Raw genomic sequence first — 13960 nt, 5'->3', positions numbered from 1 at the left:
ACCAGACGCGAAGCGCGAACATCCTTTGTGACTCGCTATCGTGTTGAGGATCTTTAAAACAAGCCTGTCCATTTTTGTCTACATGAGTGTGAAACCCTTGTCCCCCACGCCCGTCGCCCTTGTCTCCTTGTCTCCTTATCCCCCTTGTCTCCTTGTCCCCAAAGCGGGCAAGGTGATTGTAAACACACTTCCTTCACTTAAACGCGATCGCACTGTGACACTTCCATCCATACCCTCGACAAGTGTCTTCACAATCGACAACCCCAAACCACAACCCCCGGTGGAACTTGTACGCGCTTCATCTACACGGTAAAATCTCTCAAAAATCCGCGATTGGTGTTGTAAAGGAATCCCATAACCTTTGTCGCGAACTTGAATTATTGCCGATTCTTCTTGTTGATATAACTTCACAATCACGGTTGTATCGGGTTGCGAATACTTAACAGCATTATCAATTAAATTAAGCAATACTTGTTTGAGGCGGTTGTAGTCTGCTTTTACTAAGAGTGATTCATTTTTTGATTCAATTATAATAGTGCGATCGCTATACTTTTTTGCCATAGTCACAACTTCTGCAACTAAGTCATTCAGCACGCAAGGTTCTATCCGAAAATGCAAATAACCACTATCTGCCCGTGCTAAGTCAAGTAAATCTTGTAAAAGTCGAATCGTGCGTTCGGCTTCGGATGCAGCTGTTTCTAAAGCTTCGCGTTGAATTTCTGTTAAGTTATTTTGCCGCCGCAATACGCTTTGCAAGTAACCATGTACAATAGTTAAAGGCGTGCGTAATTCGTGAGAAACATTACTAACAAATTGTCGCTCTTGCTCCCAAGATTGAGAGAGGCGAGATAACATCATATTGAATGTTTGCGTTAATTCTTTAACTTCGCTAGGTGCGTTATCAAGATATAAATGCGCTTCTGGTAAATCTTCAGCAGAAATAACTTCTGTCATTTGACTAAGCTGGCGCAGAGGTTGCAAAGAACGTTTAATATAAAAGGCGATCGCCACAGAAATCATCAGAATCGCCAAAACACTGGCAATACTCAAACTCCTCAGCATTGCTTGAAACATTGTTTGTTCGTAGGTAATATCCTGCACAACAAACAGATTTCCCAGCACCTTGCCCTGCACGCGCAATGAATTACAATATAAAACAAAGTAGCGTTGACTAACTTTGTGAACCTGGGGTTTAGCCGGCATTTCTGTCAAAGACATTAACTCGGCTGCTGTAGAATCAGATAGCAAATTGCCAATGGTAGATTTTACCAGCATTTTGCTTTCAGGATTTTTTACCCATAACAATGTATTTGCACTAGTTAAGTTATTAATTGCCTTTTGCAACCCTGTTTCGGGGGGCAACATTTCACTATAAAGTTGCACATCACGCGGTAAACGTGTAGCAATTTGTTCAATACTATGTTTATGACTATCAATCAAAATTTGTTGCATTTCCCAACTTGTCCAGATAGCGAGGCTACCTAATCCCAAAGCTGAAACCGCAGCAACACCAATTGTTAAGCGCACCCGCAATGAAAACGGGTCAATATTTCTGCAAATTTTCTTGATTTGATTCACTCTTATGTTTGGCTATAGTTAGGATTAAATATTAAGGAGTTAAGAGTAATAGCGAATTCAATTGAATACTTTTCGTATTTGTATTTTCTTATACTTAACTCCTAACTCCTAACTCACAAATTTAATTACCAATTACCTCCTTCATGCTTGCTACTCACAGTATAACTATTTACCCAAAGGTGCGTAGCCAAAAGTAGCATTGAATTTACGACACCATACCGCCACAGAACGAAAGTCTGCTAAATTAACATTGTCAGGAAGCGCATAACGTTGAGCACCGCTTGTCTTTTGTAAACGGGCAATGCTTGCATAATCTTTCTTTTTAATACCCGTTATTGGGGGTGCATCCGAACGATGCAAAATCACGTATAAGTCGGGACCATTATCAGTTTTGAAACTTTGATCAAACTCTAGGTAGCGTTTTCCTTTATCGGTAACTACGCTAACCGTACCTTGAGTAGGGTGTTCCCCAGCTTTAAAAGTTCCAGAATCTGTGGCTGTACCTTGCGTCGCTTGTGCAACAGTAGTACTTGCCGTTGTATGCTGCATCTGCGTACTTACTTGCTTTGAGGTTGCCTCTTTTGCATAGCTTACGCTTAAAACAGCAGCGATACCCAAAACTGCTAAAAACTTGAATTTCATAGCTTTAGTGTCCTTAAATTCGTCTCTAATGACACTTTAAAGCCTCATTCCCCTGACTAAATTAATTTAAGCTGAGAATTGGTTTAGATTTTCTGTTCAGTTTTTTCTAACTTGTTCAGATACCCGACTTCTCGCTCGAAGTTAGGTATTTGATTTTTTCAGTTTGGAAGTCAAATATCAAAGTCGGCGCAAGATGTGGGATTTTGCTAGTTTCCAAAGTGAATAATAGTTATCTTGATAAACAACATTTAGTTTAGATTTATTGCTTTTTTCTATTTTTTGGCGGAAATCATTTGCAGGATTTAGGAAAAATATATCTGTAAATTGATTATAAATTTTAGGTGTCTTTTGTTCTTTCACTAACTGAAAGCGCACTTTTGGTTCTAAAAGATAGCTGAGAGAAAAGACATTTCCATAATTAATGCCAAAAGAATCACTAATTAAAAGTGGGCGAGAAGCTTGATTGATAATTGTGGCAACTTGTGGATTACCATAACTAATTAGCTTACTCCACCAAGTTTCGGCTTGAGAATTTACCCCACAAGAAATCATTCCACAGGTAATTACTAGCACTGTAATTATTTGCCAGATTTGCCGACGGGCTAAATTTCCGCTATATATCTGAGTAGCTAACAGATAAGCAGCAGCAATTTGAATACCCAAATAAGAAGGCAATAAATAGCGATCGCTTAATGAGCGTATTCCCCCAAACAGCAAATCTGGTAAGATTAAAGGTAACGCTGGGACGGCAATTAATAAGACAATAAACAACCAGCTTTTTTGGTTAGTTGTCCGATAAAGAAAATAAATTGCATAACCAACGAATATTAAAATAACTGGTGCAATGAAATAGCTGAGAGGATTTTCAAAGCCCAAGTTAAAATCAAAGAAAATATGGCTTAATTGAATCAGCCAACCTTGAATTAAAGTGACAAAATTAGTTTGCGTCTTTGTCCAAGATGTTACCAAGTCCAATTGAGAAAAGTTGAACAAGACAACTAATATCCAAGGCATAAAGGCTAAAAAGCCTGCCAGTGAAGCAAAAAGATAATTTTTTACTGTTTTAGTAAACTGAAATTTAGCACTTGCTAGTATATAAATAGCATGAGCAAGCGCGACAAATCCACTTAATAAAAATGTATATAAGCTTACTGCTAAAGTAGCTGCATAAATTCCCCATGCAAAAATAGAATCTGACGCTTGGTGTTTTTTGGCTAACTCTTTACTTTTTGATTCTAGTCGAATTGCTCGCAGCAGTGAGGCGCTAGATAGTAATATAGTTACTGTCCAAAGCATGTATTCTCGTGCTTCTTGAGCATAGACAAGATGAATCGGGGAGATTGCCATAAGAGCGATCGCTATAAAAGGAACTGACAATGGCACTCTAAATAATTCTTTGCATAACCAATAAACGCACGGAAACACCAGCAAGCTGATAAAAGCAGACAAACTTCTAATTGCTGTTACTGAACTGCCAAAAATTTGCACCCAAAATCGAGCTATTATGTAATAAAGTGGTGGATGCTGTGGATCTTCTATTGCTAAAGATTTAATTGTGTCACCTAAGTTCTTTTCCGAATTAGGACGTTGGTACTTATCAAAATATGTCCCCGTAATTACACGATTATTAAAAATTTGCTGTCTTACTTCCTTTACTGTGTAACCCGAAATCCGCAATGAGGTATAAGTTTCATCATGCCAGTAAACTTTACGCTCCAGGTTAACAAAACGAAAAAATATACCTATCACCAACAAGACAACAATTAAAAATCGCAACCAACTGGGAGCAAGTTTAAAATGATGCATAACTAATCCCAAGAAGTTGTTAAAAAAAATTACAAAAGTAGGTGAATTAATTAGATCGGGCTTACTCGCGTACTCACACAGAGCCGTTTATTGTAAAATATCACCAAACTTACTTTGACAGTAACCTAATTTGGCACATTAGCGATAAATACCTTATCTTTATTAACTCTGAAAATAATATAGTAAATTTGTATTAAATTTCTCAAAACTACTTTTAAACTGCGTAAGTCCTGGTATTGTTATTGCAGGTAAGATTAACAAAACTTACGCAATAATAACGCCGTGTCGTAAGTAGCGGTAATTCATGAATTGCCGCTACTGTATAATAGGCTTTGGCTATTATTTTTGCGCTCATTCCTAATTAATTAACATAACGTTTCACATGGTTTATTTACCATGCAAGTTAAGCGAACATTTTCTGGTGCATCTTGGGAGTCAAAAGTAGGCTACTGTCGAGGGGTGAAAGTTGCAAATTTGATTTATCTTTCCGGTACTGCGTCAGTTGATGAAGCTGGTAGCGTGTTTGCGTCTGGTGATGCTTACAAGCAAGCAAAACGCTGCTTTGAGATTATTCAAAAAGCTTTGCAAGACTTGGGTGCTGATACAAGCTGTGTAGTACGAACGCGGATGTTTGTCACAGACATCACCCTTTGGGCTGAATTTGGACGAGCGCATCAAGAATTTTTTGGAGAAAATCCGCCTGCTACAAGTATGGTTGAAGTAAAATCTTTGATTGATCCAGCGATGTTGATTGAAGTTGAGGTAGATGCAGTTTGCCCAGATGTGTAGTGAAATTTGAAGGCAATATCTGGTGACAAGTAGTTATCAAGCGATCGCATATTCTTTGTTAACTCAATAACTGCGATCGCTTCTACTTCTATCAATTGTGCTGATTATTATTACTGTAGCGAATCCTTGTCCCCGTCCACAGTAGTTTTTCTCGCAGCGTTTGATAGTAGGAATAATTTTCCCGCAGAATAATAAACTTAGAGCGACAATCTGCCATTCGCACATCAACGCGGTGTCCGGGCCAAATCGAAGTAGCTAACACTCCATCCATCCACAGCTTGGTACTTAACTCATAATCCCCCAAGGGCCAGATGCTGACAACGGAACCGGGAGGTAAGACCAAAGGACGACTAGAAAGACTCATCGGACAAATGGGAGTAATGGTAATCGCTTCCATACCATCGTGCATAATCGGACCATTGGCAGAAACGGTGTAACCAGTCGAACCTGTGGGAGTAGCTAGAATTAAACCATCTCCTTGATACTGATCGACAATTTCACTATCAATTTCCATTTCTAAAATTGAAGTGATCATGCGATCGGCGGAAGCGGGTTTAATACTCATATCATTCAAAGCCAGGTAGCGTTCGGTAACAGGTTCTATATTTGTCCCATGTCCCTCATAAACCGCAGCTTGTAGCATCATACGCCGCTGGATAGCATAACGATCCTCCAGCAGTCGATCCCAAACCTTCTCTGTATCCTGAAATTCTTCCACCGACTCAGTTAAAAACCCCAGATGACCTCCCACATTCACTGCCAGAATTGGGATACCAGCTGGGGCTAAATGTCTTGCACCAGTTAAAACAGTACCATCACCGCCAAGTACCACAGCCAGATCGATTGGTTGCCCTACAGAAGCCAAAAACACCGGATAAGGATTGTCTTTTGGTCCACTGGGTCCCATCAATACGTGGCATTGGCGGTCTTCAAGTTGCTTGGCGCAGATTTCAGCCCAGCGTTTGCTTTGGGGGTCTCTGGCTTTATAAGCAATGATTACTTGCTTGAGTTGCACTTCATATCACCACTTCAGAAGATTAAACTGCTCCATATCGACAGTATCGCGGTTGCGATAAATGGCAAGCACGATCGCTAAACCAACTGCCGCTTCAGCAGCTGCCACGGTAATCACAAATACTGTGAAAACCTGACCTTTAATTAATGTTGAGTCTAGGAAGTTGGAAAATGCCATTAAATTCAGATTAACAGCATTCAGCATCAACTCAATCGACATCAGCACCCGCACGGCATTACGGCTAGTAATCAAGCCAAAGATGCCAATACAGAACAAAGCCGCTGCTAGTAATAAAAAGTACTGGAGTTGCATGAATTTGTTTGTTGGTTGTTAATGGGCATTGGGAATTGGGCATTGGGAATTGGGCATGGGGCATTGGGCATTGGGGCATTGGGCATGGGTAATTGGGAACGCGGTAATTGGGAACGCAGTAATTATTTTTATTCACCTATTCCCCATTCCCCATTCCCTATTCCCCATTACCCATTCCCCATTCCCTTGTTTGATTATTCGCGACGAGAACCACCACGATAAGTATCAGTACCATCTAAGTCAGTACTAGTACCAGCCGATACTAGTTCTCTGGGGCGTTCTGGCAAAGTTAAAATGGTTTGCGGCAATCCAGATGATGATGCCTCTGGCAAATACTCGCGACGCGCCAAAATAATTGCTCCCACCATTGCCATCAGCAACAAAATGGAAGCGAGTTCAAAAGGTAGCAAAAAGTCAGTAAAGAAATGCTCACCAATCAAAACGATGGAACTTTCACCACCCACAACAGGAGTTGAATGACTCCAAGGTGTCGCTAAGACCATCGTACTTAACAGGGCAAACAATCCTAGACTGACTACCCCCGTTAGGGCTTTACGTATCCAAGCATTGGGAAACGGCACAAAATCTTCCCGTTTATTTACCAACATAATGGCAAACAAAATCAGCACGTTCACCGCACCGACGTAAATTAGCAATTGTGCTGATGCTACAAAGTCGCCATTGAGCAACAGATACAAGCCAGCAATGCTAATAAACACGCCTCCTAACATAAAAGCAGAATAGACGATGCTTGAGAACAGCACTACACCAAGCGCCGATCCTACCATCATCACCGCCAGTATGCCAAAGGAAACAATTTGTACTCCTTCCGCTAGATTCACTGTTTTTTGTCCTCTGTCGGTTGATTGTTAGTTGTTAGTTGTTGGTTGTTGGTTGATAGTTGTTGGTTGTTGGTTGTTGGTTGATAGTTGTTGGTTGATGGTTGTTGGTTGATGGTTGACGGTTAACAGTTATTAACTATCAACTATCCACCATCCACTATCTACGCTCCCACGCTTCCACCATCCACTATCTACGCTCCCACGCTCCCACTAACATTATGATTTTTCCTGTTCCACTAAGTCTTCTGGACGGGCACCGGCGCGGGGTGCATCGGCTGGCAAACCGTGGGGTTCCATCACGCCTTTGGGTAGGTAGACCAGTTCGCGTAGCGGTGTTACCATCGGGTCATTTGTAACTTTGTAAGGCAAACGACCTAACGCCACGTTGTCATAGTTCAACTCATGGCGATCGTATGTGGAAAGCTCATACTCTTCTGTCATCGATAAACAGTTAGTTGGGCAAAATTCTACGCAGTTACCGCAGAAGATACAAACTCCAAAGTCGATGCTGTAGTGGTTGAGCTTTTTCTTTTTGCTTGCCTTGTCGTATTCCCAATCAACTACAGGCAGGTTAATTGGACAAACACGAACACAGACCTCGCAAGCAATGCACTTATCAAATTCAAAGTGAATTCTACCGCGAAACCGCTCCCCAAGAATCAGTTTTTCGTAAGGATACTGTACCGTTATTGGACGCCGTTGCATGTGGTCGAAGGTGACAGACAAACCTTGACCAATGTAACGAGCCGCTTGTACCGTTTCTTTGGCGTAATCACCAACTTGTTTTAGGAACTTTAACATTTTGTGTCTCTCTCTTATCAATTTTGGATTTTGGATTTGGGATTTTAGATTTTAGAATCAATCCAAAATCTAAAATCTAAAATCTAAAATTGGTTTAGCCTCCAAAAGCAAAGGGAAAGGCTAGTTTCAAGGCTGCGGTTAATAGAAGGTTAACCAACCCAACTGGTAGTAAGAATTTCCATCCTAAATCTAGCAATTGGTCAATGCGAACCCGTGGCACTGTCCAGCGCAACAGAATTGCGAGAAAGACTAAGAAGTAAGCCTTAAGTAGAGTCATGGTGATGCCTAGTGAGGCATCTATAATCTGCAATACCGGATTAGTTTCGCTAACTCCGACCCAACTGGCAATCAAGTTAAGTGAAATGGGAAAATCCCAGCCACCCAAATATAAAACTGATACTAGCAAGGCAGAAAGCACCAGGTTGACATAAGAACTTAGGTAGAACAGAGCGAATTTCATCCCAGAGTATTCAGTCTGGTAGCCTGCTACTATTTCTTCTTCGGCTTCGGGTAGGTCAAAAGGCATACGTTCGCATTCGGCAAGAGCGGAGATCCAAAAGATGACGAAACCAACAGGTTGCCGCCAAACGTTCCAGCCTAAAATGCCGTAACCCGATTGTTGATTGACGATATCAACGGTGCTGAGGCTGTTAGACATCATGACGATCGCTAACACCGATAACGCCAAAGGAATCTCATAACTAATCGATTGCGCTGCTGCCCGCAACCCCCCTAAGAGGGAGTATTTGTTATTTGAGGCGTAACCAGCCATCAGCAAGCCAATCGGCTGAATGCTAGATAAAGCAATCCACAAAAAGACTCCTGTACCAATATTGCTAATCAGGATATTCTGTCCAAAAGGCACAATCAGATATGACAGAAATACTGGCAATACAACGATGATTGGACCGAGGGTAAACAGCCAGGGGTCAGCTTGAGTTGGCACTACATCTTCTTTGAATACCAACTTTAGACCATCGGCTACAGGAGCCAACAAGCCTAAAGGTCCTATGTATTCAGGTCCAATCCGCTGCTGTGCGGCTGCGGAAATCTTCCTTTCTAACCAAACACAAACCAGCACACCAACTGTTGCCCCAATGAGCATCAATATCATCGGCAGGGGCATCCAAATTGCTTTGGCTGTGCCGGATGGTAGCCCCAAATCCATCAGGGATTTAATAAAAGTTCCTTGGAGGTCAATTCCTGGATTCATTTTTCCGTTGTTGAAGTCATCGAGTCTTAGTCATTTACAACTATTAATTTGAGTTAATATTTGTAAATTTTTCCATTAATAATTCTGCTCTTGTTGACGCTTGATTGAAGATTTGTTGCTAATTACCATGCCTAGTATATCGTTGGATGGTTTTTCCCCTCGTCTACCTGATGAGAAGTTTTACCTATGGTAATGATTGAGGGCATTGGGCAATGGGCATTGGGCGATGGGAAAAGGAAAAGAATTATTACCGATGCCCGATGCCCCATGCCCGATGCCCCATTCCCCATTAACGCTCTTCAATCGCGGTGTAAGCAATTTCGTGCTGACCGTTGTAAACTTGGGTAGGACGGAAAATGCGGTTTTCTGCGAGTTGTTCTTTCCAGTGAGCTAACCAACCAGCAACACGAGCGATCGCAAATATTGGTGTAAACAAGTCTGTAGGAATTCCTAATTTTGCATACACCAAACCCGAATAAAAGTCAACATTCGGATAAATTCCTTTGTGAGCGAGTTTCTCTTCTACCACCCGTTCCATCTCAACGGCGATGTCATAGTACTTGTCACTGCCGAACTTCGCAAACAATTGCTGTGCTAAGTCTTGCAAAATGGTGGCTCGCGGGTCTTTCACTTTGTAGACACGATGTCCAAAGCCCATAATTTTGGCTTTGCGTTGCAGACAATCTTCTAAGTAGGGACGCACATTCCCTACCGAGCCAATTTCTTCTAACATCTGAATTACTTCTTCGTTTGCCCCACCGTGCAAAGGTCCTCCCAAGGTTCCGACTGCACTTGCAACCACGGCGTAAGGGTCAGTTAAGGTAGAAGCTGTCACCCTCGCGCTGAAGGTGGAAGCATTCATCGTATGCTCGGCATGAAGTATCAAGCAGACATCAAAAATTCGTGCCGCTAGCGGATCGGGTTCTTTCTCGTTCAACATATAGAGAAAGTTAGCGGAGTAATCCAGGTCATCGCGAGGACGCACCGGATCGTTACCTTTTCGCATTAACTGAAACGCTGCTACCATTGTCGGAATGGTTGCCAACAAGCGAACCACTGCATCCCGAATGTAGGCAGGGTTATGTAAGTCACGGCGCGAATAAAACAAGCCTAAAGCTGCGGCTGAGGCTTGCAGAGCATCCATTGGATGACCGCTTTCTGGAAAGCATTTCATCATGTCACGGATGCGATATTTTATCCGTCTGTGGAAGCGAACTTCATGCTCAAACGCTTGCAGTTCTTCTGAGGTGGGCAACTGACCCCAGATTAACAGATAAGCAGTTTCCAGAAATGTACTTTTTTGTGCTAGTTCCTCAATTCGGATGCCACGATATTCTAGTATTCCCTTTTGCCCGTCAACATCGCTGACACTGGATTCGGCGGCGGGAATGCCTTCCAAACCGGGCTTATATTCGCACACCATCATGGCAACACCATCTGTTTTTTGAAAGTTTTGCTCAAGCTAACTTACCAGAAATTGTTATCGCCATAACAGTATCTCTTGTAACCATAGTTCTTTGAAAACTATAAAGAAACCGCTATAGCAAGTACTTGGGTGGTGTCAACCAAAACATCTGACTACGACCCAGATATGAGCCTTTTTCTGGTAGTTTTATTCCGATCATACCTGCTTTTTTCAAGACTAAACCTTGTTTGGCATCACCCCAAAGGAGAATGGACGCCCATTCGCTCAAACAAGGTTCATGTCCAACCAGCGCAAGTTGCGTTTGGGATGAATAATTTCTCGGTTCCAACCAGTCCGCAACCCAACTACGAATATCGCCATCAAAGCCCAGGTGGGTACATTCTTCCATTTGCGAACTTAATCCGGTGGCAATGAGGATTTCGGCGGTTTGGCGAGCGCGTACTAAGGGACTGGTGGCGATCAAATCAAAGTGTAAACCCAACGTTTTCAGGCGTTGGGCAATTTTTTCTGTTTTTTGTCGCCCTTCTTTGGTAAGCGATCGCTCTTCATCTGTTATCTGAGATCCACCCGATTCGGCGATACCGTGACGAATTAAATACAGTTCCACAGTTAGTTGTTAGTTGATAGTTGTCAATGGGCATTGGGCATTGGTAATTGGGAATTGGTAATAGGTAATTGGGAATTAGGAATAATTCTTCCCCTTTCCCCCTCTTCAAATCCCCATTACCCATTACCCACTACCCATTACCCACTATCCACTATCCCTACTCAGCTTGAATCAAATTATCTTTAGGATTCACCAACCGCAACAACTTTTGCTTAATTTGAGCATCAAAGACTTCCCATTTCATCTTCGCATAGGCAGAATTTTCGTTGCCTCCAGACAAGAAACCCATCGGAATCTCAAAACCACCTGCGCTGGTTCTCCCACCACCAAAAAAGCGTCCTGTACTATCTTGCCCAAAGGCTTCTTTGATAAACTCGTCGGGGTCTAAGGTAAGTTTGGTAGTTCTCAAAGAACCGACAACTACTTCGAGTTCGTCATCTTCGTCGTGAACAATGCCGTAAACTACGGCGGTATGCACGTTTTCTTCTGTCACCAGAAAATCAGCCGCTTGGGGGATGGCATCGCGGTCATCGTAGCGTAAATAACCCACACCAGCTATCGAGAAGTTATTTTGGACGATGCGATTTTTAAGCGATCGCTCAATCACATCCATCACAGGCTTGGAACGATTTGCCTGAAGTACCGCGTTCAGCAATTGTACGTCACAAAACCGACTTAGATACGCAGCTGCCATAAAATCCTCTTCTTGCGCTTGCATCAGACGATTTGTATCAGATCGCAAGCCATGCATCAAGGCAGTAGCGCATTTTATATGCTGATTTGTGCCATTATCTAAGCTCAGTAGCCCTGCTTGTAAGTACTGTGTAAAAATCGTTGCCGTCGCTCGCACAAACGGACGGATATCAACAAATTCTGACTTTAGTTCTCCTTGTGAACTATGATGATCGATGACCGCTACTAGTGGCATTCCTGCCTGCTGCACTACTGGCAATAGTTGACTGGTCGTTCCTTGGTTATCGATTAATACGAAACCTTGATAAGATGACAAATCCTTGCTTCTGAGGGTTTGCACTGACCAGCGCTGTGCTGGTAAACCTGTCAGCTTGACTAAGGCAATGTTTTCTTGATGCGAGAGTGTGCCAGCGTAAATTATTTCACATTTTATATCGTACTGCTGGGCAATTAACTGATAAGCCCAAGCAGAAGAAAGAGCATCCGGGTCAGGAAAATCTTGTAGAATTATCAGCTGGCGATCGTGTCGGTGTGCTGTAAGCGTATGACGCAACTCTTCTGACTTCTGATTTCCCTCGCTGTTACGTCCAGCTAAAGAATTATGGACATCACTTGTCACAAAGGACGGCTTTGTGGTTGGAAGCTCAATCGCTTCTTGGTTTATTTCCAAATCATCAGGGTTGACTTCCGAAGTCAATGACAAGCTTTTCAATTGAGTACGGTGAGAATTTAATTGCATAAACAAGTTTTTTTGTGAGTGTGAGGCTTGATTTAAATTTATTTGTTAATAAATACAACTGCTCATTTATTGGTTTCGCCACACCTATATGATCTTCGCAAAATTTTTGCAGCCTAGCACTGTGTCTGCAAGTTGATTTTTTTCCCCAAGGCTAATTGTAAAGATTAATCTTTACAATATAGGCAAAAACTATAACTTTTGAGGTTTGAAATTTTTCCCTATCTATGTACTTATTACTAGTACACATGGATGAAAATGAATCACAAGCTCAGAATACAGGTTTTTTAATTTTGCGTAAAGTTCGAGCAAAAAAAATAAGATAGGAACTTTCAATCTTCTTGCGCGAATTTTTAATTTTTAATTTTCATCTATGTGTACTAGTCTCTACTTCCCGCTAAAAGCGAAATCAACAATTAACAATTATTTCGAGCGCAAAAACGGGCTGTTAATGTTTGCGTGTGAATATTCCGCTCATTTAAAGCGTATCTTAGTTACTTGGTAGCACTTTGATGTATAATTAAAAGCTACCTTAGTTCGCACGCTTATTTTCGCTGACAGCTTTGGCAGATGATGTGGCAAAATTCTATTGATTAAGCTAAAATGCGGCGTTATCTCTAGAACAGTTCATAACCCGCAAAGGAAAGTTAAAATGTCTGTCCTGGGAATAGGCGACAAAAACGCTTACTTTCTTCCAACTGCTGTGTAGAAAGGAAAAATAATTATCAAAGTCCTATGACATATTTTTGCCACTCTTGGTGAAGTCCACTTTTAAGATGTTTGCTGACCTCAAAGTAGAGGCTGCTATAAGGCTGTCTGGGCGGATGACGCAAAGGCATGTTAGCTTCGTGAGGCGTGCGGTTGCCTTTTTTAACATTGCAGCGGACACAAGCTGTAACAATGTTATCCCAGGTATCGCCACCACGACGCGATCGCGGTAAAACGTGGTCTAGCGTCAACTCATCTCCTGTGTAACCGCAGTATTGACAAGTGTGACCGTCACGATGCAATATATTTCGGCGAGTAAGAGGAATTTCCTTGTAGGGAACGCGCACATAATGGCGCAAGCGGATCACAGTTGGCAGCGGAAATTCCGAATACAAAAATTTCCCATTGTGTTCCACCCGCTCTGCCTTGCCTTTGATCAACAAAACCACCGCGCGACGCCAAGAAGTGATGTTGAGCGGTTCGTAAGAGGCGTTAAGGACTAAAACCTTCCCCATTGATTAACGCTCAAGGTATTAGTTTTACATATATTAACACAATTATACTCGGCTTGGAAGATGAGAATAAATTATACTTCCGGCAGAATTTAGATATTTTTGATAAGTCTTTCTAGGGGAGTGGGGAGTGGGGGGACAAGGGGGAGTGGGGGGACAAGGGGGAGTGGGGGGACAAGGGGGAGTGAAAAATGATACTAGACTTAACTTTGCCAGCATCAAATTATCAGCTTGTGCCAATCAAGTGACGAAAAGTCAACTTTCTGATTAAATCTGATGA

The 13960-nt window shown here is 42.1% G+C and carries 16 protein-coding genes; 3 read left to right on the top strand and 13 right to left on the bottom strand.

Going from position 1 to position 13960, the window contains the following annotated elements; all coding sequences use genetic code 11:
• Positions 1-135: 135 nt before the first annotated feature.
• The 3 genes from PI95_RS20050 to PI95_RS20040 all read right to left on the bottom strand — a co-directional run bounded on the left by PI95_RS20050 (position 136) and on the right by PI95_RS20040 (position 4026).
• Positions 136-1578, bottom strand: a complete 1443-nt coding sequence (locus tag PI95_RS20050) for an ATP-binding protein (protein ID WP_039742740.1) — start codon at positions 1576-1578, stop codon at positions 136-138.
• A 165-nt stretch (positions 1579-1743) separates the two neighbouring features.
• Positions 1744-2220, bottom strand: a complete 477-nt coding sequence (locus tag PI95_RS20045) for a DM13 domain-containing protein (protein WP_039742742.1) — start codon at positions 2218-2220, stop codon at positions 1744-1746.
• A 177-nt stretch (positions 2221-2397) separates the two neighbouring features.
• Positions 2398-4026: a glycosyltransferase family 39 protein gene (locus tag PI95_RS20040; protein ID WP_039742745.1), complete on the bottom strand. Its 1629-nt coding sequence runs from the start codon at positions 4024-4026 to the stop codon at positions 2398-2400.
• 396 nt (positions 4027-4422) lie between these two features.
• Here PI95_RS20040 and PI95_RS20035 point away from each other — a divergent pair, with 396 nt between their 5' ends.
• Positions 4423-4815, top strand: a complete 393-nt coding sequence (locus PI95_RS20035; RefSeq protein ID WP_039742748.1) for a RidA family protein — start codon at positions 4423-4425, stop codon at positions 4813-4815.
• 91 nt (positions 4816-4906) lie between these two features.
• On the opposite strand, the gene PI95_RS20030 is transcribed toward PI95_RS20035, so the two are convergent.
• Together PI95_RS20030 and nuoK are read right to left on the bottom strand one after the other, a co-directional pair.
• The gene (locus tag PI95_RS20030; protein ID WP_039742752.1) at positions 4907-5830 is read right to left on the bottom strand and encodes an NAD(+) kinase; all 924 of its coding nucleotides are present in this window, start codon (positions 5828-5830) and stop codon (positions 4907-4909) included.
• A gap of 6 nt (positions 5831-5836) precedes the next feature.
• Entirely contained in the window at positions 5837-6142 is a 306-nt protein-coding gene (gene nuoK, locus PI95_RS20025) for an NADH-quinone oxidoreductase subunit NuoK (RefSeq protein WP_029636295.1), read from the bottom strand.
• On the opposite strand from nuoK, the gene PI95_RS20020 reads away from it, so the two are divergent.
• Positions 6137-6364 carry a hypothetical protein gene (locus tag PI95_RS20020; RefSeq protein ID WP_236117120.1) on the top strand — a complete coding sequence of 76 codons (228 nt, stop codon included), beginning with the start codon at positions 6137-6139 and terminating at the stop codon, positions 6362-6364. The two genes, nuoK and PI95_RS20020, sit on opposite strands and share 6 nt — an antisense overlap.
• Here PI95_RS20020 and PI95_RS20015 read toward each other — a convergent pair.
• The 8 genes from PI95_RS20015 to PI95_RS19980 form a co-directional block, all read right to left on the bottom strand.
• Positions 6337-6984: an NADH-quinone oxidoreductase subunit J gene (locus PI95_RS20015; RefSeq protein WP_039742759.1), complete on the bottom strand. Its 648-nt coding sequence runs from the start codon at positions 6982-6984 to the stop codon at positions 6337-6339. The two genes, PI95_RS20020 and PI95_RS20015, sit on opposite strands and share 28 nt — an antisense overlap.
• Positions 6985-7200: 216 nt before the next feature.
• Positions 7201-7785 (bottom strand): NAD(P)H-quinone oxidoreductase subunit I, encoded by a 585-nt coding sequence (gene ndhI, locus PI95_RS20010; protein ID WP_039742763.1) that lies wholly within the window; start codon positions 7783-7785, stop codon positions 7201-7203.
• Between the two features lie 94 nt (positions 7786-7879).
• Complete coding sequence (gene nuoH, locus PI95_RS20005) at positions 7880-8998, bottom strand: NADH-quinone oxidoreductase subunit NuoH (RefSeq protein WP_039742767.1); 1119 nt, start codon at positions 8996-8998, stop codon at positions 7880-7882.
• 131 nt (positions 8999-9129) lie between these two features.
• Positions 9130-9288, bottom strand: coding sequence for a hypothetical protein (locus PI95_RS20000; protein WP_163519033.1), 159 nt, complete (start codon positions 9286-9288; stop codon positions 9130-9132).
• Positions 9288-10424, bottom strand: coding sequence for a citrate synthase (locus PI95_RS19995; protein ID WP_039742770.1), 1137 nt, complete (start codon positions 10422-10424; stop codon positions 9288-9290). The genes PI95_RS20000 and PI95_RS19995 overlap by 1 nt, the downstream gene beginning before the upstream one ends.
• A 112-nt stretch (positions 10425-10536) precedes the next feature.
• The gene (gene sixA / locus PI95_RS19990) at positions 10537-11031 is read right to left on the bottom strand and encodes a phosphohistidine phosphatase SixA (RefSeq protein WP_039742774.1); all 495 of its coding nucleotides are present in this window, start codon (positions 11029-11031) and stop codon (positions 10537-10539) included.
• Positions 11032-11188: 157 nt separating this feature from the next.
• Entirely contained in the window at positions 11189-12463 is a 1275-nt protein-coding gene (locus tag PI95_RS19985) for a DHH family phosphoesterase (protein WP_039742778.1), read from the bottom strand.
• A 722-nt stretch (positions 12464-13185) separates the two neighbouring features.
• Positions 13186-13683: an HNH endonuclease gene (locus PI95_RS19980; protein WP_039742791.1), complete on the bottom strand. Its 498-nt coding sequence runs from the start codon at positions 13681-13683 to the stop codon at positions 13186-13188.
• A gap of 127 nt (positions 13684-13810) precedes the next feature.
• Here PI95_RS19980 and PI95_RS19975 point away from each other — a divergent pair, with 127 nt between their 5' ends.
• Complete coding sequence (locus PI95_RS19975; protein WP_163519032.1) at positions 13811-13951, top strand: hypothetical protein; 141 nt, start codon at positions 13811-13813, stop codon at positions 13949-13951.
• Positions 13952-13960: the final 9 nt, after the last annotated feature.

The sequence above is a fragment of the Hassallia byssoidea VB512170 genome, from assembly GCF_000817785.2.
Lineage (GTDB): Bacteria > Cyanobacteriota > Cyanobacteriia > Cyanobacteriales > Nostocaceae > Hassallia > Hassallia carrinoi.
The sequence above is the reverse complement of the archived record's forward strand: the minus strand, read 5'-3'. Positions and strand labels throughout refer to the sequence as shown.

What these genes read in the sequence shown, in the direction of transcription:
- PI95_RS19995 (WP_039742770.1), bottom strand. Translation starts at nt 10,424, where the DNA reads ATGATGGTGTGCGAATATAAGCCCGGTTTGGAAGGCATTCCCGCCGCC.
- PI95_RS20040 (WP_039742745.1), bottom strand. Translation starts at nt 4,026, where the DNA reads ATGCATCATTTTAAACTTGCTCCCAGTTGGTTGCGATTTTTAATTGTT.
- PI95_RS20035 (WP_039742748.1), top strand. Translation starts at nt 4,423, where the DNA reads ATGCAAGTTAAGCGAACATTTTCTGGTGCATCTTGGGAGTCAAAAGTA.
- PI95_RS19985 (WP_039742778.1), bottom strand. Translation starts at nt 12,463, where the DNA reads ATGCAATTAAATTCTCACCGTACTCAATTGAAAAGCTTGTCATTGACT.
- nuoK (WP_029636295.1), bottom strand. Translation starts at nt 6,142, where the DNA reads ATGCAACTCCAGTACTTTTTATTACTAGCAGCGGCTTTGTTCTGTATT.
- PI95_RS20000 (WP_163519033.1), bottom strand. Translation starts at nt 9,288, where the DNA reads ATGGGGAATGGGGCATCGGGCATGGGGCATCGGGCATCGGTAATAATT.
- ndhI (WP_039742763.1), bottom strand. Translation starts at nt 7,785, where the DNA reads ATGTTAAAGTTCCTAAAACAAGTTGGTGATTACGCCAAAGAAACGGTA.
- nuoH (WP_039742767.1), bottom strand. Translation starts at nt 8,998, where the DNA reads ATGAATCCAGGAATTGACCTCCAAGGAACTTTTATTAAATCCCTGATG.
- PI95_RS19980 (WP_039742791.1), bottom strand. Translation starts at nt 13,683, where the DNA reads ATGGGGAAGGTTTTAGTCCTTAACGCCTCTTACGAACCGCTCAACATC.
- PI95_RS20045 (WP_039742742.1), bottom strand. Translation starts at nt 2,220, where the DNA reads ATGAAATTCAAGTTTTTAGCAGTTTTGGGTATCGCTGCTGTTTTAAGC.